Origin of the sequence: Paenibacillus sp. FSL M7-0896, assembly GCF_037975415.1 — a bacterium.
Classification (GTDB): domain Bacteria; phylum Bacillota; class Bacilli; order Paenibacillales; family Paenibacillaceae; genus Paenibacillus_AQ; species Paenibacillus_AQ silagei.
The window spans coordinates 6,900,722-6,920,228 of the sequence record NZ_CP150250.1; the positions used below are offsets into that span (position 1 = coordinate 6,900,722).

18 protein-coding genes are annotated in these 19,507 nt (G+C 56.0%); 8 read left to right on the top strand and 10 right to left on the bottom strand.

Annotation, left to right across the window (positions count from 1 at the left end):
* The 5 genes from MKY12_RS29850 (at position 1) to MKY12_RS29870 (ending at position 3,207) form a co-directional block, all read left to right on the top strand.
* Positions 1 to 1,128, top strand: coding sequence for a response regulator (locus MKY12_RS29850; RefSeq protein WP_339252025.1), 1,128 nt, complete (start codon positions 1 to 3; stop codon positions 1,126 to 1,128).
* Between the two features lie 84 nt (positions 1,129 to 1,212).
* Positions 1,213 to 1,410, top strand: a complete 198-nt coding sequence (locus MKY12_RS29855; RefSeq protein ID WP_036728216.1) for a hypothetical protein — start codon at positions 1,213 to 1,215, stop codon at positions 1,408 to 1,410.
* 35 nt (positions 1,411 to 1,445) lie between these two features.
* Positions 1,446 to 1,979 carry a hypothetical protein gene (locus tag MKY12_RS29860; protein ID WP_339252027.1) on the top strand — a complete coding sequence of 178 codons (534 nt, stop codon included), beginning with the start codon at positions 1,446 to 1,448 and terminating at the stop codon, positions 1,977 to 1,979.
* Positions 1,980 to 2,117: 138 nt separating this feature from the next.
* Positions 2,118 to 2,792 (top strand): cohesin domain-containing protein, encoded by a 675-nt coding sequence (locus tag MKY12_RS29865; RefSeq protein WP_209868600.1) that lies wholly within the window; start codon positions 2,118 to 2,120, stop codon positions 2,790 to 2,792.
* 73 nt (positions 2,793 to 2,865) lie between these two features.
* Positions 2,866 to 3,207 carry a GNAT family protein gene (locus MKY12_RS29870; RefSeq protein WP_339252031.1) on the top strand — a complete coding sequence of 114 codons (342 nt, stop codon included), beginning with the start codon at positions 2,866 to 2,868 and terminating at the stop codon, positions 3,205 to 3,207.
* Positions 3,208 to 3,331: 124 nt separating this feature from the next.
* Here the strand turns inward: MKY12_RS29870 and MKY12_RS29875 are convergent, their stop codons facing one another.
* From MKY12_RS29875 to MKY12_RS29890, 4 genes are read right to left on the bottom strand one after another with little or no spacing between them, the layout of a single operon-like run.
* The gene (locus MKY12_RS29875; RefSeq protein WP_339252033.1) at positions 3,332 to 3,571 is read right to left on the bottom strand and encodes a hypothetical protein; all 240 of its coding nucleotides are present in this window, start codon (positions 3,569 to 3,571) and stop codon (positions 3,332 to 3,334) included.
* 1 nt (position 3,572) lies between these two features.
* Positions 3,573 to 5,000, bottom strand: coding sequence for a dihydropyrimidinase (hydA, locus tag MKY12_RS29880; protein ID WP_339252035.1), 1,428 nt, complete (start codon positions 4,998 to 5,000; stop codon positions 3,573 to 3,575).
* 1 nt (position 5,001) lies between these two features.
* Positions 5,002 to 6,291 (bottom strand): NAD-dependent dihydropyrimidine dehydrogenase subunit PreA, encoded by a 1,290-nt coding sequence (gene preA / locus MKY12_RS29885; protein WP_339252037.1) that lies wholly within the window; start codon positions 6,289 to 6,291, stop codon positions 5,002 to 5,004.
* 31 nt (positions 6,292 to 6,322) lie between these two features.
* Positions 6,323 to 7,714, bottom strand: coding sequence for an NAD(P)-dependent oxidoreductase (locus tag MKY12_RS29890; RefSeq protein ID WP_339252039.1), 1,392 nt, complete (start codon positions 7,712 to 7,714; stop codon positions 6,323 to 6,325).
* A 305-nt stretch (positions 7,715 to 8,019) separates the two neighbouring features.
* On the opposite strand from MKY12_RS29890, the gene MKY12_RS29895 reads away from it, so the two are divergent.
* Positions 8,020 to 9,708 carry a PucR family transcriptional regulator ligand-binding domain-containing protein gene (locus MKY12_RS29895; protein ID WP_339252041.1) on the top strand — a complete coding sequence of 563 codons (1,689 nt, stop codon included), beginning with the start codon at positions 8,020 to 8,022 and terminating at the stop codon, positions 9,706 to 9,708.
* Here the strand turns inward: MKY12_RS29895 and MKY12_RS29900 are convergent.
* The 6 genes from MKY12_RS29900 to MKY12_RS29925 form a co-directional block, all read right to left on the bottom strand.
* The gene (locus tag MKY12_RS29900; RefSeq protein ID WP_339252043.1) at positions 9,674 to 11,041 is read right to left on the bottom strand and encodes an aspartate aminotransferase family protein; all 1,368 of its coding nucleotides are present in this window, start codon (positions 11,039 to 11,041) and stop codon (positions 9,674 to 9,676) included. The two genes, MKY12_RS29895 and MKY12_RS29900, sit on opposite strands and share 35 nt — an antisense overlap.
* A 30-nt stretch (positions 11,042 to 11,071) precedes the next feature.
* Positions 11,072 to 12,535 (bottom strand): CoA-acylating methylmalonate-semialdehyde dehydrogenase, encoded by a 1,464-nt coding sequence (locus MKY12_RS29905; RefSeq protein ID WP_339252045.1) that lies wholly within the window; start codon positions 12,533 to 12,535, stop codon positions 11,072 to 11,074.
* 100 nt (positions 12,536 to 12,635) lie between these two features.
* Positions 12,636 to 13,745 (bottom strand): ABC transporter substrate-binding protein, encoded by a 1,110-nt coding sequence (locus MKY12_RS29910; protein ID WP_339252047.1) that lies wholly within the window; start codon positions 13,743 to 13,745, stop codon positions 12,636 to 12,638.
* 86 nt (positions 13,746 to 13,831) lie between these two features.
* Positions 13,832 to 14,686 (bottom strand): ABC transporter permease, encoded by an 855-nt coding sequence (locus tag MKY12_RS29915; protein WP_051478257.1) that lies wholly within the window; start codon positions 14,684 to 14,686, stop codon positions 13,832 to 13,834.
* Entirely contained in the window at positions 14,686 to 15,498 is an 813-nt protein-coding gene (locus MKY12_RS29920; protein ID WP_036728194.1) for an ABC transporter permease, read from the bottom strand. The genes MKY12_RS29915 and MKY12_RS29920 overlap by 1 nt, the downstream gene beginning before the upstream one ends.
* A 2-nt stretch (positions 15,499 to 15,500) precedes the next feature.
* Complete coding sequence (locus tag MKY12_RS29925; protein ID WP_209868620.1) at positions 15,501 to 16,283, bottom strand: ABC transporter ATP-binding protein; 783 nt, start codon at positions 16,281 to 16,283, stop codon at positions 15,501 to 15,503.
* A 330-nt stretch (positions 16,284 to 16,613) separates the two neighbouring features.
* On the opposite strand from MKY12_RS29925, the gene MKY12_RS29930 reads away from it, so the two are divergent.
* Both MKY12_RS29930 and MKY12_RS29935 read left to right on the top strand, forming a co-directional pair.
* On the top strand, positions 16,614 to 18,206 hold the full coding sequence (locus MKY12_RS29930; RefSeq protein ID WP_339252051.1) for a histidine kinase N-terminal 7TM domain-containing protein: 1,593 nt from the start codon (positions 16,614 to 16,616) through the stop codon (positions 18,204 to 18,206).
* 363 nt (positions 18,207 to 18,569) lie between these two features.
* Complete coding sequence (locus MKY12_RS29935; protein WP_339311922.1) at positions 18,570 to 19,415, top strand: DUF72 domain-containing protein; 846 nt, start codon at positions 18,570 to 18,572, stop codon at positions 19,413 to 19,415.
* Positions 19,416 to 19,507 lie beyond the last annotated feature (92 nt).

The following is a 19,507-nucleotide window of genomic DNA, read 5'->3' on the forward strand; positions in this document are numbered from 1 at the left end:
ATGAGCATCTCTGTAATGGTAATTGATGACGAATGGCCGGCACTGGATCAGATGAAGCGGCTGCTGCTCCAGTGTGAAGGAGTATCCTCTGTCCTGACGTACGATAACCCGCGCGAAGCCCTCGCTGCTGCTTCCGAACTGAAGCCGGATGTTCTATTCCTGGACATCCAGATGCCGGAGCTGTCCGGTCTCACTTTTGCCGAGAAGCTGTTGCCGGTATCTCCGGACACAGACATCGTATTCGTAACCGCCTACCGGAATTATGCTGTCGAAGCCTTCGACTTGTCTGCGATGGATTATCTGCTGAAGCCCGTTGATCCTTCGCGGCTGCTCAAGACCTGGAACAAGCTGCTCAGTAAGCGTCTAGCGCCTGGGGTTGCCGGAGCAGCCGAAGCAACTGGAGCAGCCGGGAGGACAACTGCGTTCCGGCTCCTGGGGGATTATGAGCTAACCAGCCCTCAGGGCTTGGTGAAGTGGAGGACACATAAGGCACAGGAATTATTTGCGTATCTGTGGATTCACAGGCAGGGCAGTGTCAGCGTCATTCTGAATGATGTGTTTCCGCAGTGGAATTACGAGAAGGGCAAGCAATATCTGCACACTACGGTCTACCAGATCCGCACCACCTTGAAGAAAGCCGCGCTGGAGGACAAGATTGAGCTGACCTTCGGCAGGGAAAACTACAGGCTGGAATCGAGGGGGATTGAGGGGGACATTGAGAAATTCCAGGAAGCTGCGGCGCTTGCGCTGCAAAGCAGCCAGCTAGAGGGTATGCAGCAGGCCGCCGCTCTGTACACCGGTGATCTGCTTCAGTCGCTGGACAGCCTCTGGGTGTATTCCGCCCGTGACAAATACCGCCGGCTGTACCTCAAGCTGCTGGAGCAGCTTACCCTGGGATTGGTGCAGGCTGCACGGCCACACGAGGCCGAAGATTACGCCATGCGCCTGACGGAGCTGGAGCCGCTGGAGGAGAGCTACGCCCTGCGGCTGATTGCGATCTATTACGAAACCGCCAAACCCCTGCGCGCACAGCGCAAATTCACCCAGTTCAGTGAATCCTACATTGCAGAGACCGGCGACGCCTTGCCGGACTGGTTCGTCGACGAATACCGGCGGCTGGGTAAATAGGGTCGGGGTATTTTCAGGGGGGGAATTGGGTTGTGTTATACTATCATAAAATAAATCCCAATATTCAAGTGAGGTGCTATCCTAATGCTGCCCCAAAGAGAAGAATTACAACGGTTACTAAAAAAGGCAAACCAGCATGCAGTCGCAGAAGCCAAGAAAGCAGGAGCTTCCATCTATTATATAAAAAACGGGAAACGAATTCGTGAAGATGCCACTGGTCAAAAATTCGAAATTACTTATGATGTAGCCGGTAACCGGACTGAGCTTGTTAGTCATGAGTGAATCTAAATCTGTAATGACGGTTTTTGCCGGAACTAATGGAGCTGGAAAAAAGCACAATTAGTTTCCAGTTGAGGGACTATGTTGGAACCATTATTGATCCGGACCAGATTGCTAAGAGGATTAATCCGGAAAATCCCAGAAGTGCAGATCTGTCTGCTGGACGAGAGGCTGTAAAGCAAATAAGGGAACTAATCAGTCGTAAAGAAAACTTCGCTATAGAAACTACTCTATCGGGAAGTTTTGTCTTACGTCACATGAAGACAGCTAAGCAACAAGGTTATAAAGTCGTCATGTATTATATTGGATTACAGGATGTGCAAATGCATATAGATCGGGTAGCTTCAAGAGTGGAGCAAGGAGGGCATTGGATTGCCGAAAAAGATATCCGCTGGAGATACGGTGAATCCTTGAGCAACCTGAAACCTGCATTAGAGATCTCAGATGAAGTCACCATTATCGACAACACCAGTGAACCTGAGGTGGTGATGGAAATCCAGAACTCACAAATCGGCTTTTGCAGAGATGAAATTCCTGCATGGGCTAGAGGAGCTTTAGAATTTTATTTATAATCCCGGCATTTTTTCGATATTTTACGCCATGGTTCGACGTTTATCAGTATTTTATCAGTGACAATTGTTACCATTGTTCATATACAAGATCATTCGTGCATAGGGATGCATCATTATGATGGCAATGGGGGATGTAACATGAATAAAAGGAATAGATTCAAGCGGGCAATCAGAGGGATGAAGGTACTGCCGCTTATGATGTCCATGATTCGTGAGGCTGCAGTGGATACCACCGCTCCTGCGATGTCTGTTGAAGTGACCACTGACAAAGAGGCCTATAATCCGGGGGATGAAGTTACCGTGCTGGTGCATTTAAAAGACTTCGCGCCAAATGACCTTGGCTACAGCTATCTTAACTTCATTATCCAATATGACAGCCAGGTATTTGATAACCTTGAATATACACAGCATTCGGTCTATACGGAAGGAAATTATACGGCTGGCAATGAGGTCGATAACCTGTTCCAGTTCAATTTCCAGAGTCCTGTGGATGGCAGTATCTATCTCGGAAAAAACACAAGTATGCGCGGCATTGATATTCAGGTTGAAGCGGGCAGCGGGCAGCAGGCGATTCCGGCAGTAGATCAGACTCTGGTCACGTTCAAGCTGAGGGTCAAAGAACTTACGCTTGCCTCCTCCTCAACGATCAGCCTGGCCAATGAATTCACCAGAATCCGCACCTCTGAAGCCGCGAATAGCATCTATCTCTACTCGCCCGATGTCACAGCGAACGCCCCGGCAAGGATCGAAATCACCCAATCTCCGTCCGTCTCCGTCTTCTCTGCACTGGAGTCCGTTAACCGTCTGACGTAGCAGTGTACCCTGCAACTGCGGCAGCTCCATCCACATACATATCCCTTACATCATTAGCTGCCGTCTATATTTCTTGTACTATGGTGTATATACATATCCTAATCTCACACTCTGTATCAAGCGGATTGTAATACAGACCAAGGAACGCGGCTACGGAACAGTTACGCTGAAGCTGCTGATCCATTGGGCATTCAATCTCACGGATACGCACCGGCTGTGGCTCGACGTTAAGGATTACAATGTCAGAGCGCAGCATGTCTATGAAGCGGCCGGCTTCAAAAAGGAAGGCACCCTCCGCGAATGTATCCGGACGGAGGGTGGATTTGAGTCACTCCAGATCATGTCTATCCTGCGCCATGAATTCCGTACGGATGAACTCAATGCCAACCTGCAAATTAGAGGGATACAGCATTAGCCATGAGGGGCATGAGATTGTATTCGGTTTTCCGCATACATTATAAACTCTTACTCTCCTAAACGTAACTAAAAGACCAAGCCAACGTCAGAGACGTTCGGAGCTTGATCTCCGTTATTCCGGTTTACGCCTGGGCTTCAATCGACTCCACAGGTCTGCTTCCGCCAACAAGCAGCGTCGTCACATGCTTGCGCGCGTCCGCTGTGAGCAGCAGCAGCTCCACCGGCCCGCCGGCCGGCTCCCTGCGGATGAAGGTAACCCTGGCACCGTCCAGATCCTCATAGATTCCGGCAACGTTATAGCCCAGCCCGACAAGATTGTCGATTTCCTGCCGTTCCCGGTCGAACTCTGCAAATGCTGACATCTCAGACCACTCCTCCGCTGATTTCTGCCTGGGCCGGATGGGGAGCTTCGGCCTCGAAGCGCTTGCGGTGCAGGTATTTGCCTTGGCCTGCGGCACCGACGAATACTTTGTCCCGGATCACGAACTCTCCCCGGCTCAGCACAGAGACCGGCTCTCCCTTGACTTCCAGCCCCTCGAACGCATTATAGTCCACATTCATATGATGGGTCTCTGCCGACAGTGTCCGTTCCACTGCCGGATCGAAGATCACGATATCAGCATCGCTGCCCACGGCAATCGTACCCTTTTGCGGGAACAGGCCGAACAGCTTGGCGCTTGAGGTGGCGATGATATCCACGAATTTGTTGAGCGTGATCCGGCCCTTCTGCACCCCTTCGGAGTAGAGGACACTGAACCGGTCTTCGATGGTGGGCCCACCGTTCGGGATCTTCGAGAAGTCTCCCCGTCCCAGCTCCTTCTGCCCCTTGAAGTTGAACGAGCACTGGTCAGAGCCGATGGTCTGCAGCGTCCCGCTCCAGAGGGCATCCCAGAGGACCTCCTGGTTCCACTGTTCGCGCAGCGGAGGGGACCAGACATACTTGGCGCCTTCAAAGTCCGGCTTCGCCAGCGCCGACTGATCCAGCACCAGATACTGCGGGCAGGTCTCGCCGTAGACGCGCAGCCCTTTCTTGCGGGCCTCCGCAATTTTCCAGGCCGCCTCGGCGCAGGTGACATGCACCACATAGAGCTGTGAATCCGTCAGCCCGGTCAAATACGCCGCCCGGCCCGTCGCCTCGCCCTCCAGCTCAGGAGGACGGGTCAGCGCATGATAGAGCGGATCGGTATTTCCTGCGGCCAGCGCCTGGTCCACCAGATACTCGATGACATCCCCATTCTCGGCATGCACCATAACCAGCGCCCCTTCGTGCTTCGCCGCCTGAAGCGTCTTATACAGAACCCCGTCGTCCGCCTGGAACGTGTTCTTGTAGGCCATGAACACCTTCAGCGAGGTGATGCCCTCCTGCTCGATAATCTGCGGCAGCTCGCTGAGCACCTTGTCATTCAGCTCTGACACCATCAGGTGGAAGCTGTAGTCGATGACCGCTTTATCCTGCGATTTGTGATGCCAGGTATCTACAGCCTGCTGGAGCGGCTGCCCCTTCGTAGTCAGGCAGAAATCGATGACCGTGGTGGTTCCGCCGTAAGCAGCGGCAATCGTGCCGGTCTCGAAGTCATCGGCGGTAACTGTACCGCCGAAGGGCATATCCAGATGGGTGTGGGGATCAATCCCTCCCGGAAAGACATAACAGCCGGAAGCATCAATGATCTCCGCTCCCGGCGCTTCCAGATTCAGGCCGATGCCACTGATGATTCCATCCTCAATCAGGACATCCCCCGTATACGTATCTGCCGCTGTAACGATAATTCCGTGCTTGATGATCTTCTTCATCTTATCCCACCTCCGCTTCCGAATAAGAACCGTTAACCCCGCTGATGATCCGGCTGCGCTGATTCCAGCTCATCGGGGCCGCTCCGCCCTCCAGTACAATCATATCAATGGCTCCGTCTGCCGGGCAGACAATCGAACACAGATTGCAGCCCACACAATCCTCCTCACGCACTTGCAGAATCGCCTTGCCCTCCGCATTCGTCAGCATATCGATGCATTGATGAGAGGCGTCTTCACAGGCAATATGGCATTTATTGCAGTTGATACAGTTCTCCTCGTTGATCCGCGCAACGACTTGATAGTTAAGGTCAAGATCGCCCCAGTTGGAATACTTAGGCACCGACTTGCCAATCAGCTCGGTTACCGAAGCCAGCCCCTTCTCGTCCAGGTAATGGTTCAGACCGTCGATCATCTCCTCCACAATCCTGAAGCCATGATGCATAACCGCTGTGCAGACCTGAATCCCTGTCGAGCCCATCAGCATGAATTCGACGACATCCTGCCAGGTGGAGATGCCGCCGATGCCGGAGATCGGTACGCCGACTTCACGGTCCCGGGCACATTCTGCCACCATGCTAAGGGCAATCGGTTTGACAGCCGGGCCGCAATAACCGCCGTGCGCTCCCTGGCCGCCGACATTCGGAATCGTATTCCAGCTGTGGATGTCCACCCCGGCCAGACTGTTGATGGTATTGATCAGGCTGATCGCATCCGCTCCGCCCTTGACGGCGTGCCGGGCCACCACGGTAATGTCGGTGATGTTCGGCGTCAGCTTCACAATGACCGGGGTGGTTGCCACCTCCTTGACCCAGGCGGTCTGCGCCTGCACCAAATCAGGCTGCTGGCCCGAAGCCGCGCCCATGCCGCGTTCAGCCATGCCGTGCGGACAGCCGAAGTTCAGCTCCAGACCGTCTACCCCGATGGCCTCCACGCGCTTCACAATCTCATGCCACTTCTCCCGCTTCGGCTCCACCATCAGGGAAGCAATGATCGTATGGTCCGGGAATCTCCGCTTCGTCTCATAGATTTCCTTCAGGTTGACCTCCAGCGGACGGTCGGTAATCAGCTCAATATTGTTGAAGCCCGCTACACGCTGGCCGCCAAAATGAACGGCGGCGAACCGGGCCGAGGTATTGATGACCGGCTCTCCGAGCGTCTTCCACACCGCGCCTCCCCAGCCTGCCTCGAACGCACGCTGCACCTGATAGCCTGTATTGGTAGGCGGCGCAGAGGCCAGCCAGAACGGATTCGGTGACTTGATGCCTGCAAAATCAATACTGAGATCTGCCATTGCCATTCCCTCCCCTTCTAAGAAATACGCTTTATACGGCAGAGCCGACTACGCCATCCTGACGGCCTGACCACTGCTTCACAATCGCATAGGCAACATCCTTGCCCTGCTGCGCGGCTGAGACCACCATGGCCTCCCCCGTTCCTGCCCCAAAAACAATATCGCCGGCAGCATAAATCTGCGGATCAGAGGTACGGCCGGTCGCGGGATCAATCTCCACTACCCCCCGCTTATGCTTAAGCCCCAGCGCCTCAATGAGGTCCATCCGCCGCTTCTGGCCGATAGCCACCACTACAGCATCCACCGGGAGCAGGAATTCCGAGCCTGCCACCGGCACGGGAGACAGGCGTCCATCCGGCCCGGCCTCACCGCTCAGCTCCATCCGCACACATTCCAGTGCCGCGACATTCCCCTGCTCATCCCCGACAATCCGCTTCGGCAGCGTCAGCCAGTTGAACTCCACACCCTCCTGCTTGGCGAATTCATATTCAAAATCATAAGCCGTCATCTCCCCGCGAGTCCGGCGGTAGATCATCTTCACGTTCGCCGCGCCGAGCCGCACCGAGCAGGTGGCCGCATCAATGGCCGTATTGCCTGCACCAATGACAGCCACACGCTGTCCCATCAGCTCCAGGGCAGGAATCCCGGTCTTGGTGGTCTCCACCAACTCAATTGCATCATAGACACCGGACAGCTTCTCGCCTTCAATCCCCAGCGGAGGGACGTACCCCATCCCGGCCGCCAGCACAATGGCATCATATCCGGCCTTAAGCTCTTCTATGGAAATATCCACGCCCACCTTCATTCCCGTGCGGATCTCTACGCCCAGCCTCTCCACCTGCTCCACTTCCCAGAGCGAAATATCCTGCGGCAGCCGGAAGGAGACAATCCCGTGGGTATCCAGGCCTCCGGCCAGCGGCTTCGCCTCATAGATCACCACCTGGAAGCCTTCGCGCGCCAGCTCTCTGGCCGCCGACAGACCTGCCGGTCCTCCGCCGATCACCGCTACTTTCTTGCCGTTAGGCTCACCTGCCCGGAAAAGCTGGAGCCCGCTGCGGATCGCCCAGTCCGTGGCATACCGCTGCAATAGGCCAATCTCAATCGGTGCGGAAGCGCCGTTCAGCACACAGGCCCCCTCGCACAGCTCCTCCGTAGGACATACCCGTGCGCAGCTTGCGCCGACCGGATTAGCGTCCATGATGGTCTGCGCCGCCCCTCTGAGATTGTCGGTAGCGATTCTTTTGATGAAGGAAGGGATATTGATGCTGGTCGGACAGGCCTGGATACACGGCGCATCATAGCAGTACAGACAGCGGTTAGATTCTTCGATAGCTCCCTTGCGGGTAAGCCCCGGCTCTGCCTCGGCAAAATTACGCATGAACAGCTCAGGTGTAAATGTGGTTAACGGTGAAGATTGCTCCATTGGGTACCCCTCCTTCTGGCCAAAGTAGCTTCCACTCTCGGCTTCGATTTATGTTATATAATATAACATTATTACGATGATCGCCTTAATATTTTGCATACTTGTAAGAATTATTGTAGTAAAATAAACTTCAAGCCGATAAAAATCGTTAATCACACTCCAATTTGAGTTAAGTTTCCTGACATATTATATTCAAACTATAGTCAATTCGTTTTTTCGTTACATTAGACAGATTGTCTAATTTCAAAAGTCTATTTTTTACCTGTGAGAATGGCCTGAGAACTATGTTAACGAGGGGGAAGCTTATGGACTTTGAACTTGTATTTACGATCCGCGACGCGCTGAAGCGGCCGCTGTTCGCTGAAGCTGAGCTGATCGGGGGAAGAAACGGCCTGAACCGGGCAGTCCGCTGGGTGCATGTGTTGGAGAGCGCGAGCCTGGAGAGTCTGATTCACGGGGAAGAGATGATTCTGACTACCGGAATGAGCGCAAGCACGGATCTCGACGCCGCCCTGTCCTTCATGCAGAATCTGATTGATAAGAACGCCGCCTGCCTGTGCATTGAGCTGGGAGCCTACTTCAGTGCCATTCCGCAGGAGATGATCAATCTGGCGAACCTGCATGATTTTCCGCTGATCCAATTCACCCGCACTGTACGGTTCGTCGACATTACACTCGATCTGCATTCTCTCATCATCAACCGCCATCACCGGATGCTGCAAGAGCTGGAGAGCATCTCCCGCGAATTCCACCGGCTGACCCTAACCTCCCAGGGGACCCTTAAGGTCCTGCAATTGTTATGTAAAAGCACCCGCACACAGATTCTCTATATGCACCTGCAAGGTAAACCTCTCTTCTTCCCGGCCCTCGCGCCCGAGGAGCAGCGCCCGCTGCTGGGCTTCTTCGAGACCTTCAGCGAAGAGATGGAAGGGGTACAGCCCGAGGCGGCCCCCTATATCCGCGAATACGGCCACAAGACCATCGCCGTGAAGCCCGTTGGAGCCTTGGATCAGACCTGGGCCTATATCCTGATGGTCTGTAATCACAAGCCGCAGGAATTCGACTGTCTGCTGCTCGATTCCGCCTCCTTATCCATCGCACAGGAGCTGCTGCGCACGCGGTACATGGAGGAGCGGAAGCTGTTCTCGGAGAATCTGTGGGTGGATGAGCTGGCCTCTGGACGCACTCAGGACGACAACCGGCTCAAGGGGCTGGTCGGCCCGGACTTCAACCTGGTCAATGAGCTGCCCTACCGGGTCTGTCTGATCGAGATTGAGAATCCCCGGGATGTCAAATGGAACAGCTCGGAGAATGACTGGGAATCCATCACCTTCCATCTTTCGCTCATTCTGCGCTCCATCTTCGAGAAGTATTCCCTCCGGCCGCTGATCACCCTGAAGAACAACCGGCTGACCGTCATCGCACTGGATATCCAGTCCAAGCTGCCCGGCAAGCTGCGCCTGCAGCAGGCGCTTGATTCCCTGCAGCATATCCGTGCGGATGAAAAGTTGAAGGACCTGCAGCTCGTCATCGGAGTCAGCAAGTCCCACAAGGGCCTGAAGCATGCTCATGCCGGTTACCAGGAAGCTGTACAAGCGCTGTCCCTCCATTCCTGTTACCAGAAGCCGGTCCTCATGTATGAGGAGTTAGGCGTCTTCCAGCTGCTGCTGAGCCTGAACGACGGCAAGACGCTGGAGAATTTCATCCGCAGCTATATCGGCCCGCTGATTGACCACGATGAGGCGAAGGGCAGCGAACTGCTGCTGACGCTGCGCGTCTACCTCGATCATGACGGGTCGAAGCAGATCGCCGCCCGCAGCCTCTTCATCGTCAGGCAATCCCTCTACTACCGGCTGGACAAAATCACCGAGCTGCTCGGCGAGGACTTCATGCTCCCGGAGAACCGGATCTCCATTCAGGTCGCCCTGCGCGCCTACCAGTTCCTGTACCCGGAGAAATTCACTCTGCCCAGCTCCCGTTCAGCACAGCTGTGAAGGTATCGATGATGAACTGCACATCCTCATCCGTCGAGGATAACGGCGGAGCGAAGGTGAGCACATTATTGAAGCCAGCCACCGTATCGCCGTTCTTGCCGATAATCAGCCCCTTGGCTTTGCAGTCGGCAATAATTCCCTTAACCACACTTAGCTCAGCAGGCACTCTGGTGGCCTTATCCGCCACCAGCTCAATCCCCAGGACCAGCCCGAAGCTGCGGATATCGCCAACCAGCTTATGCTCCAGAAGCCCAGCGAACCCGCCTTCCAGCCTGCGGCCCAGAATTCCGGCGCGTTCGACCAGCCGCTCCTGCTCCAGAATCTCCAGGTTGCGCAGGGCAAGCGCACAGGCAGCCGGATTGCCGCCGAAGGTGTTCACATGCCGGAAATGCCCGTAGTCATCGCTGTTATCCTTGAAGGCCTCATAGATCTCCTTGCGCACAGCGGTAGCCGATAACGGCAGATAGCCGCTCGTCAGCCCCTTCGCCATTGTGACAATATCGGGCTTGATCCCGAAATTGTGGTGTCCGAACTTGCGGCCGGACCGCCCGAAGCCGCAGATCACCTCGTCGATAATCAGCAATACGCCGTAGGTCCGGCAGATCTCCTGCACCCGGTCCATATAGACCTGATGCGGCACGATTACGCCCCCGCCGGTAATGACCGGCTCCATAATTACCGCCGCTACAGACTCTGCGCCTTCCCAGACGATCATATCCTCAATCGCCTGCGCACACTGGAGGTTGAACGCCTCTTCGCTCATGCCGGCCGGACGGCGGTAGCTGTCCGGCGGCGCTACATGCAGGAACCCGCCGCCCAGCGGCTCGTACTTGTACTTGCGCTGCGCCTGCCCGGTCGCCGCCAGGGCGCCCAGCGAGCTTCCGTGATAGCCCCGGTAGCGGGCTATGAATTTATGGCGGTCAGGCTGGCCGGTCTGCTGCTGGTACTGGCGGGCGATTTTGAAGGCTGCTTCGTTCGCTTCCGAGCCGCTGTTGGAGAAGAAGATGACATACTCATCCTCCAGCCATTCATTCAGCTTCTCGGCCAGCGCGATGGCCGGCATATGGCTCTGCGTCAGCGGGAAATACGGCAGGCTCAGCAGCTGGTTGTACGCCGCCTCCGCCAGCTCCTTGCGCCCGTACCCCACATTCACGCACCACAGGCCAGACATGCCGTCCAGGAATGTGTTGCCGTCGATATCGGTAACCCATGAACCGCTTGCGGAAGCGGCAATCATCGGCGGATGCTGCTCACTGTAAGGAGTCATATTATGCCACAAATACCGCTGGTCCTTCTTAACCGCCAGCTCACTTTCTTTGCCCAGACTCTGCACGGCACACTCTCCTCCTTGGCTTTCCTTCTTTTAGTAACGCGCGGTAATCATTTTCTTGCGGGTGTAGAACTCCACACCGTCACGGCCGTTCGCGTGCAGATCTCCATAGAACGATTTCTTGTACCCTGAGAAAGGGAAAAATGCCATCGGCGCAGGTACGCCCAGATTGACACCCAGCATCCCCGCATCGATCTCCTCACGGAATTCACGGACCGCCCTGGCGCTGTCAGTATAGATGCAGGCCCCGTTGGCAAAGGGCGACTCATTCGTGACCGCTATCGCCTCCGCCAGATTCTTCACCCGCACCACTGACAGCAGCGGCGCAAAGATCTCGTCACGCCAGATCTTCATACCCGGTACCACATGATCGAAGATTGTCGGGCCCAGGAAATAGCCGTTGCCCGCAGCCGCAGCATCCTTGCGGCCATCCCGCACCAGCACCGCTTTCTCGTCAAGCCCAGCTTCAATGTAATCAATCGTCCGGTCTTTGTTCGCCTGCCGGATGACCGGGCCCAGGAACACACCCTCCTCCTTGCCGTTCCCGATCTTCAATCCATCTGCGGCCGCAGCGATCCGGCTCACCAGCTCATCGGCAATGTCCTCCTGCACCACCACTACAGCGCAGGCCATGCACCGTTCGCCCGCCGAGCCGAAGGCTGCGGACAGGATATTTTTCACCGCATGGTCCAGATCGGCATCCTTCAGCACGATCGAATGATTCTTCGCGCCGGCCAGCGCCTGCACCCGCTTGCCGTGCGCAGTCCCCTGCTTATAGACATATTCCGCCACCGGCTGCGAGCCGACGAAGGAGACCGCCTTCACCTCCTCATGCGCCAGCAGGCCATCCACCACCTCATGCGCCCCGTGCACCACATTCAGCACCCCCGGCGGGAAGCCCGCTTCTGCGAACAGCTCGGCCAGCCGGTTCACCAGCAGCGGTGTCCGCTCGGAGGGCTTCAGCACAAAGGCGTTGCCGCAGGCTACCGCCAGCGGGAACATCCAGCAGGGCACCATCATCGGGAAGTTGAACGGGGCGATGCCGCCCACAACTCCCAGGGGATAGCGGTACATGCCGGACTCTACGCCTGTCGCGATATCCGGCAGCTGGCTGCCCATCATCAGCGTGGGAGCGCCGGCGGCGAATTCCACGCATTCGATGCCGCGCTGCACCTCTCCCAGCGCTTCCTCCAGGCTTTTACCGTTCTCCAGCGTGATCAGCTCCGCCAGCTCCTTGCTGTGCTGTAACAGCAGCTGCTGGTACCGGAAGAAATAGCGGGCCCGGCGCGGGACGGCGACTCTTTTCCACTCGGAATAAGCTCTGGAAGCTGCCCGCACGGCTGCATCCAGCTCCTCCCGGCTGGAGATCGGCACATAGGCAATGATTTCGCCGGTCGCCGGGTTGAACACTTCCTCCTGCCGCCCGGAGGAGGACTCCACCCAAGCTCCATTTATATAGTTCTTCACCTTACTGGCCTGCCCCGTGAGCAGTGTCATCGTCCGCACCTCTTTTCCTGTGTTCGTCCGCTACCCTAGAAGAGATGACCGCCTTACCAGGCGGCCATCTGCTTCAGCTATGAAGGAATCCTGTTGCCTGTTATTTCGCCGCCATCTCCACAATCTCGTTCGTGTAAGCCTCCTCCACCTTGGAAGCCGTCTTGATGACCCCGAATTTCAGCGCGATATCGGCAGTCTGCTGGAAGGCGGCAGCATCCGTATAGCCCAGCTTGGAAGCATCGAAGCCCTCCGGCTGGATCAGCTTGGCAACCTCTGTCATCATCGTCAGCTGATGCTCCCGGGTTGTACTGCCCGCTTCCGCAAGCTTCATCACACTGTCCACAGCTGCTTCGGGATCAGCAATCGCATCCGCCCAGCCCTTCAGAGAAGCGCGGACGAACTTGGCCGCCGTCTCCTTGTTGCCCTCCAGCCACTCCTTATTGGCGAACAGATTGTCTTCGAGCATCGCCACACCTTCGTCATTCATGTCGATAACACTGAGGTCCTCTGCCTTAATGCCTGACTCCAGCACCACCTGATATTCGTTATAGGTCATGGCCGAGGCCGCATCCAGCTCACCGCCGAGGAACTGGTCCATCGTGAAGCCCTGCTTGGTGAAGTTCAGATCCTTGCCTGAATCCAGCTTGTATTTATCAAAAAGCGCCAGAAGCTCAAACTCATTGCCGCCCATCCAGTTGCCCACCTTCTTGCCCTTCAGCTCAGTCGGTGTAGTGATGCCCGCCTCCTTCTTGGATACCAGCACCAGCCCGCTCTTCTGGAAAATCTGGGCGATCTGCACCAGCGGCATCTCCTGCTCCTGGCTGGTCAGCAGACTCGCCACCCAGTCCACCCCGATATCGGCCGAACCGCCGGCCACCTGCTGCTCAGGCACGATATCCGGCCCGCCCGGCAGAATCTCAACCTTCAGGCCCTCCGCCGCATAATACCCTTTGTCCTGCGCCAGGAAGTACCCTGCGAACTGGGCCTGCGGCACCCATTTGAGCTGCAGCTTCACGGTAACCGGCTCAGCCGCCGGTTCTGTGGTTGCCGCAGCTTCCGGTGAAGCTGCCGCCGCATTCCCCGCAGTCGCTTCTGCTCCGGAGGGACTGGCGTTGTTGTTGCCGCCGCAGCCCGCAAGCAGCGAGATCAGCATTAGAGTCGCCGCAAGCCATAATCCTCCACGATATTTGCTCTGTTTGCCCTTCATCATAGCAACTCCCCCTACCAATCATTTTTTTGTAAGACGGCCTAACACAGTATGATTGCGTTCTTGTTGCCCTATGCAGGAATTACACGCTACGTACGCCGGGAAGGGTGCCACTTGATAAACACCTTCTCCAGCCGCTCTACGACCAGGTAAAAGATTACTCCGGCAACCGCGGCAAGCACGATGCAAGACCAGCCCAGCGGCATCTTCGCCACCTTGATGGAATTCGAGAGCAGATAACCCAGCCCCCGCGAGGAGAAGAAGAACTCTCCGACAATCGCCCCGATCATGCTCGCGGTAGCGTTGATCTTCAAGGCGGTGAATACATAAGGCAGACTGTTCTGAATCCGCAGATGGCGGAATACCGCCCGTTTGCCTGCCGCATAGGAATGCATCAGGTCCAGCGCCAGCGGGTCCACAGCCGCCATGCCCTTGTAGGCATTGATCGCCATAGCCGCCATAGTGGTCGCGGTCACAATTGCCGCCCGCGAGCCGATGCCGTCCCCGAACCACAGGTTCATGATAGGGGCAAGCGCCACAATGGGCACGGCATTGAGTGCAGCTACCATCGTGAGACTGCCGCCGCCCCAGCGGGGCCAGGCCGTAGCAGCCAAGGCAATCAGGAAGCCGCAGCCGGAGCCGATCAGCATACCAAGAACGGCTTCAGTGAGGGTATACCCTGTATAAGAGAGCAGCAGACTGAGATTGTCCCGCATCGCTTCAGCGATGGCGGAGGGCAAGGGGAGCTGATATTTCTTCAGATCGAAGATGCGGTGAAAGATCTGGAGCTCCCACAGCAGCAGGAACAAAGCTCCGGCAAGCAGCGGCAGCACAAACCCGGGGTTCAGCCATTTCAGGAATTTCCATGGATCTCCGCCTTGATCCGTATCTGGCGTAATAACGTTGTTAGATGACGGGAATTCGCGAACCGTATTACTTTCCATTAGCGGCTGCCTCCTTGGGGACGGAATTCCGGCTGCCAGGGGGCTACCAGACGTTCCACCAGACTCATCAGCCAATAGCTGGCCATGCCCAGCAGAGCACCAACCAGTACCGTAGACCAGAACATATACGTATGGGAGGGTCCGTAATAGAGATTGCGGAGCATAATGACCCCGATCCCGCGCTGCGCACCCATGAGCTCAACCAGAATTGCACCCGTTACAGCCAGCGGCGCTGCAATCTTCAGCCCGCTGAACAGCCCCGGCAGCGCTGCCGGGAAGCGCAGCTTCCAATATACAGCCCACGGCTTAGCGGCATAAGAGTGCATCAGCTCCAGGGCAGAGGGGTCCACACTCCGCAGACCGCGCAGCATATTCAACGCCACCGGAAAGAAGGTGATATAGCCGGAGATGATGATCCGCGACAGCTGCTCATCCCGCACAATCCCGTATATAATCGGCGCCAGCCCCAGAATCGGAATCATCTGCGAAGCAACCGCATACGGGAAGGCAAGCTGCTCTATCGTCCGGGAGAGACTCATCAGCACGGCCAGCAGCACTCCAGAGAGCGCTCCGATCAGGAAGCCCACCCCGGCATTGCCGAAGGTAGCTCCCCCTTCACGGAGAAGGGTGCCGCTGTACTGCCACAGAGTAAGCGCCACCTCGTGGACATAAGGCAGCTTGGACTGGGCCAGCGGCGTCTTCGCCACATGCAGCAGCCACCAGGAGACCGCCTCCCACAGCACCAGCAGGCCGCAGATCCAGACAAACAGCGGTAGCGCACGGTTCCGCATTAACGCACGGCTCAGCTTCATCACTACACCCCTTCGAAGCTGTCGCGGATACGGGCAATCAGCTCGAAGAACTCCGGACTGTTCCTCATGTCCGCCGTACGCGGACGGGGCAGCGGAATATCGACAACCGCCGAGAGCCTGCCCGGATGCGGAGACAGGACGAACACCCGGTCCGACAGGAAGATCGATTCGGGAATACTGTGGGTTACGAACACAATCGTGCTCTGTACCTTACTCCAGACGGAGAGCAGCTCTTCATTCAGCCGCTCGCGCGTGAATTCATCCAGCGCCGAGAACGGTTCATCCATGAGCAGGATTTCCGGCTCCATGGAGAGCGCCCGGGCAATGGCTACACGCTGCTGCATCCCCCCGCTGAGCTGCCAGGGATACTTATCGGCGAACCCCTGCAAGCCCACGAGATCAAGCAGCTCCAGCGCTTTGTCCTCACGGATCGATTTCTTGACGCCCAGCAGCTCCAGCGGCAGTGTAATATTATGCTTGACCTTCCGCCAGTCATACAGCACCGGACTCTGGAACACAATACCGTATTTCTGTGCCAGCCGGGCCTCCTTGGCGTTTTTGCCTGCCACCATGATATTTCCAGCCGTTGGTGTTATAAGATCTGCCATCAGCCTCAGAAGAGTAGTCTTTCCGCACCCGGAAGGACCCAGCAGGGAGACGAACTCCCCCTTGGCAATATCGAGACTTACCTGATGCAGGGCCAGCACATCTGCCGTCTCCGTCTGGTAACGCATTTCGACATGCTCCAGCTGTATTTCAGGAATTTTTGCTGCTACTAGTGACATCTCCAGTCCCCCTCCATCCCTGAATCTATTCAATGTTAATTAACATCACATAATTATCTTAACTCTCGTCCTCTTCATCATTTCATGTAGGATTAATTAACATGTTACACGTTGCCTGCGAATCCCACATTAGACAAAGCGTAACATTGAGACTGTGAAATTCCGTCACTTTGTCTAGGGAGCCGCTTACAGTGTAAATAATAGAGCTGATTGCCGATAAAAATAGTAAATAACTATAAGTGAAAACGGCGTTGCCATTGCATTTCATTTTGTGTCCAGGAGACTATTCACAATGTCCAATGCTTATCCCAATTCATGGAGGCGCTCCCCATGGCATCTCTGATTTCCAACTACATTATTATCGTTTCGATCTCCGGTGTGCTGAACGCCTTGCTCGCCCTGTTTGCTTTTTACAGGAAGACTGACTTCTCGGGCCTGCGCGCATTCATCGTCAGCTCCGCCGCCTCGGCGGTATACACATTCGCCTTCGCGCTCGAGCTCTCGGGGAACTCGATGGAACAGATTAAGTTCTGGATCAAGCTGGAGTATCTCGGAATGCCGTACATCGCGCCCTCCAGTCTGCTGATGATCATGCACTTCGTGGGCTTAGAGAAGCTAGTCTCCCGAAAACTGCTGGTCCTCCTCTACTCCATCCCGGTGATCTCCACGGTGCTTGTCTGGACCAACGACTCCCATCACCTGTTCTATAAGGCTATCTACTTCCGGGAAGGCGCGCCTGCACCGCTGGTGGATATCGTCATGGGACCCTGGTATATCGTGCAGGGCAGTCTGACCTTCGGCTGTATGCTGGCCGGTATGTGCCTGATCCTCTGGCGCTGGGGCCGGATGCGGCGGGCTTATCTGCGGCAGATGCTGATTATTTTTGTCGGACAATTCCTGCCTGCGCTGGGGGCCTTCCTCTATCTGATGGACCTGACTCCATACGGAACAGACCCTGTACCCGTTGTGATGAGCGTAACCTCGTCCCTGTATATATGGGCCATTCTGTCCAGAGGGATGCTGACCGCCGCACCGATTGCCCGCGAGAATCTGTTCGAGAGCATGCGCGACGGCGTACTGGTTATGGACCTCTCCGACAAGCTGGTGGATTATAACCGGGCCGCTGCCGAGATGCTTGAGGATCTGGATGCCTCCGCCATCGGCCGCCCGCTGGCCCAGCTCTTCCTGCCTGCCGGCAAGGAAGCTGTCGATTATGTAATGAATTCCAATCCGCAGATCAGCGAGGAGCAGGAGCTGGTATGGCATTCCGGCGGAGAAGTCTGCTATTATCAGGTCCGTTCCTCTCCGGTCCAGAAGCATGACGGCCATCTTGCCGGGCGGATGATCATGCTGATTGATGTTACCGAACGCACCCTGCTCCAGGACAAGCTGCTGCAGCTCGCCACCATCGACAGCCTGACCGGCATCTACAACCGGACCCACTTCATGGAGCTGAGCCGGCAACGGCTGCAGGAAGCTGCCGGCTCAGCCGCCCCCTTCTCGGTCATCCTGCTGGATATCGATTTCTTCAAGAGCATTAACGACCGCTACGGGCACCATCACGGGGATATGGCCTTACAGCATGTAGTAAGCGTATGCCGCCAGCATGTCCGGGAGGGGGATGTCTTCGGACGGTACGGAGGTGAAGAATTCGTCTTAAGCCTGCCGGGAGCCCCCTTGAAGGAAGCAGCCCTGATCTCTGAGCGTATCCGCAGGGACATCGAGCAGAGCACCTTTTCCACCATCACAGGAACAATTAAAATCACAGCCAGCTTCGGCGTGACTGAAGCCTTCCGCCGTTCGATCTCACTGGAGGAGCTGCTCTCGGAAGCAGACCATGCCCTCTACTCCTCCAAGCGTAACGGCCGCAATAGCGTTCATCTGTATGGCGTCTCCTCCATCACCCGCTTCAAGCCCATGTGATGGAGGAGAAGCCCATCTTTTCCTGCCCCGCGCGTCACCTCACGCTTTCCCTCTGCATAACAAGTAGAAACGGCTTCGCCGTCCTTTCAAAGGACGGTACCGTTTCAGCGAGAAATAGAAGGATAATTTATAGCGTGAAACAAAAATTCTTATATTTGAATAAATGGCACCCGCCGGGTATATCCGCCTACTCTTTTGGTGATACCAGCTTCCATAGCCCCTTTTCTCCAGTTCTTTCCTGTCCCTGCACTGATTTCCGTCATTCCTGTTCTCCTGTTGTTTGCATAGGCGGGTTTTCAGTTTAATAAGAGTTAGCCGATCCGTTCGGCAGAATTCAGGTTCATGCGACATGGAGGGGGTTCTATGATCAAGATCGGGCTGACCGGCTTCGGAGACCATGAGGAGCTGTACGGCAAAATCAAACCTGCCGACCGCCTGCCCGCCTACAGCGCCCATTTTCCCATTGTGGAAATTGACAGCTCCTTCTACGCGGTTCAGCCGGTCCGAAATTACGAGAAATGGGTCAACCAGACGCCGGAGGCGTTCCAGTTCATTGTGAAGGCTTATCAGGGAATGACCGGACATCTGCGGGGGAAAAAGAATTACTACGATACGCCGGAGGAGATGTACCGGGCCTTCCATACCTCTATCGCCCCTGTCCGCTCAGCGGGGAAGCTGGCGATGGCACTGTTTCAATTCCCGCCCTGGTTCGACTGCACCAAAGACAACGTGGATTTCCTGCGTGACGCGAAGGAGCGGCTGCTGGATGTGCCCGCTGCCATCGAATTCCGTAATGATTCCTGGTACAGCCCTGAGATGCGTGAGCGGACCCTCGGGTTCCTGAAGCAAGAAGGCTGGATTCATACGATAGCCGACGAGCCGCAGGCAGGCTCCGGCTCCATCCCGATTGTCCCTGTCGCCACCCGGCCGGACCTCACCTACGTGCGGCTGCATGGGCGCAACACTGCAGGCTGGAATCAGAGCAGCCACCCGGACTGGCGCAAGCTTCGCTATCTGTACCGCTACAGCACCGAAGAGTTAACGCAGTGGCGGGACCGGCTGCTGGAGCTTGAACAGACCTGTAAGAATATTTACGTGGTATTTAATAATAATTCTGCCGGGGATGCCACTCCCAATGCTCAGGAGCTGCAATCGATGCTTGGGATCGACGGCGGGCTGGCCCCGCGCCAACTGGACTTATTCAACTGATGTACAGAGGTCTACATAAATCTCTTCTACTCCTTGCTGAAGTGCCAGTATTACCAGAATCTCCAGATCAGATAACTGTCGGAGTCGTCTTA

Excerpts from the sequence above, each read along its gene's own strand:
- MKY12_RS29905 (WP_339252045.1), bottom strand. The coding sequence starts at position 12,535 with ATGACACTGCTCACGGGGCAGGCCAGTAAGGTGAAGAACTATATAAAT.
- MKY12_RS29860 (WP_339252027.1), top strand. The coding sequence starts at position 1,446 with ATGGAGCTGGAAAAAAGCACAATTAGTTTCCAGTTGAGGGACTATGTT.
- hydA (WP_339252035.1), bottom strand. The coding sequence starts at position 5,000 with ATGAAGAAGATCATCAAGCACGGAATTATCGTTACAGCGGCAGATACG.
- preA (WP_339252037.1), bottom strand. The coding sequence starts at position 6,291 with ATGGCAGATCTCAGTATTGATTTTGCAGGCATCAAGTCACCGAATCCG.
- MKY12_RS29930 (WP_339252051.1), top strand. The coding sequence starts at position 16,614 with ATGGCATCTCTGATTTCCAACTACATTATTATCGTTTCGATCTCCGGT.
- MKY12_RS29855 (WP_036728216.1), top strand. The coding sequence starts at position 1,213 with ATGCTGCCCCAAAGAGAAGAATTACAACGGTTACTAAAAAAGGCAAAC.
- MKY12_RS29865 (WP_209868600.1), top strand. The coding sequence starts at position 2,118 with ATGAATAAAAGGAATAGATTCAAGCGGGCAATCAGAGGGATGAAGGTA.
- MKY12_RS29925 (WP_209868620.1), bottom strand. The coding sequence starts at position 16,283 with ATGTCACTAGTAGCAGCAAAAATTCCTGAAATACAGCTGGAGCATGTC.
- MKY12_RS29875 (WP_339252033.1), bottom strand. The coding sequence starts at position 3,571 with ATGTCAGCATTTGCAGAGTTCGACCGGGAACGGCAGGAAATCGACAAT.
- MKY12_RS29910 (WP_339252047.1), bottom strand. The coding sequence starts at position 13,745 with ATGATGAAGGGCAAACAGAGCAAATATCGTGGAGGATTATGGCTTGCG.
- MKY12_RS29895 (WP_339252041.1), top strand. The coding sequence starts at position 8,020 with ATGGACTTTGAACTTGTATTTACGATCCGCGACGCGCTGAAGCGGCCG.
- MKY12_RS29920 (WP_036728194.1), bottom strand. The coding sequence starts at position 15,498 with ATGAAGCTGAGCCGTGCGTTAATGCGGAACCGTGCGCTACCGCTGTTT.
- MKY12_RS29915 (WP_051478257.1), bottom strand. The coding sequence starts at position 14,686 with ATGGAAAGTAATACGGTTCGCGAATTCCCGTCATCTAACAACGTTATT.
- MKY12_RS29935 (WP_339311922.1), top strand. The coding sequence starts at position 18,570 with ATGATCAAGATCGGGCTGACCGGCTTCGGAGACCATGAGGAGCTGTAC.
- MKY12_RS29850 (WP_339252025.1), top strand. The coding sequence starts at position 1 with ATGAGCATCTCTGTAATGGTAATTGATGACGAATGGCCGGCACTGGAT.
- MKY12_RS29890 (WP_339252039.1), bottom strand. The coding sequence starts at position 7,714 with ATGGAGCAATCTTCACCGTTAACCACATTTACACCTGAGCTGTTCATG.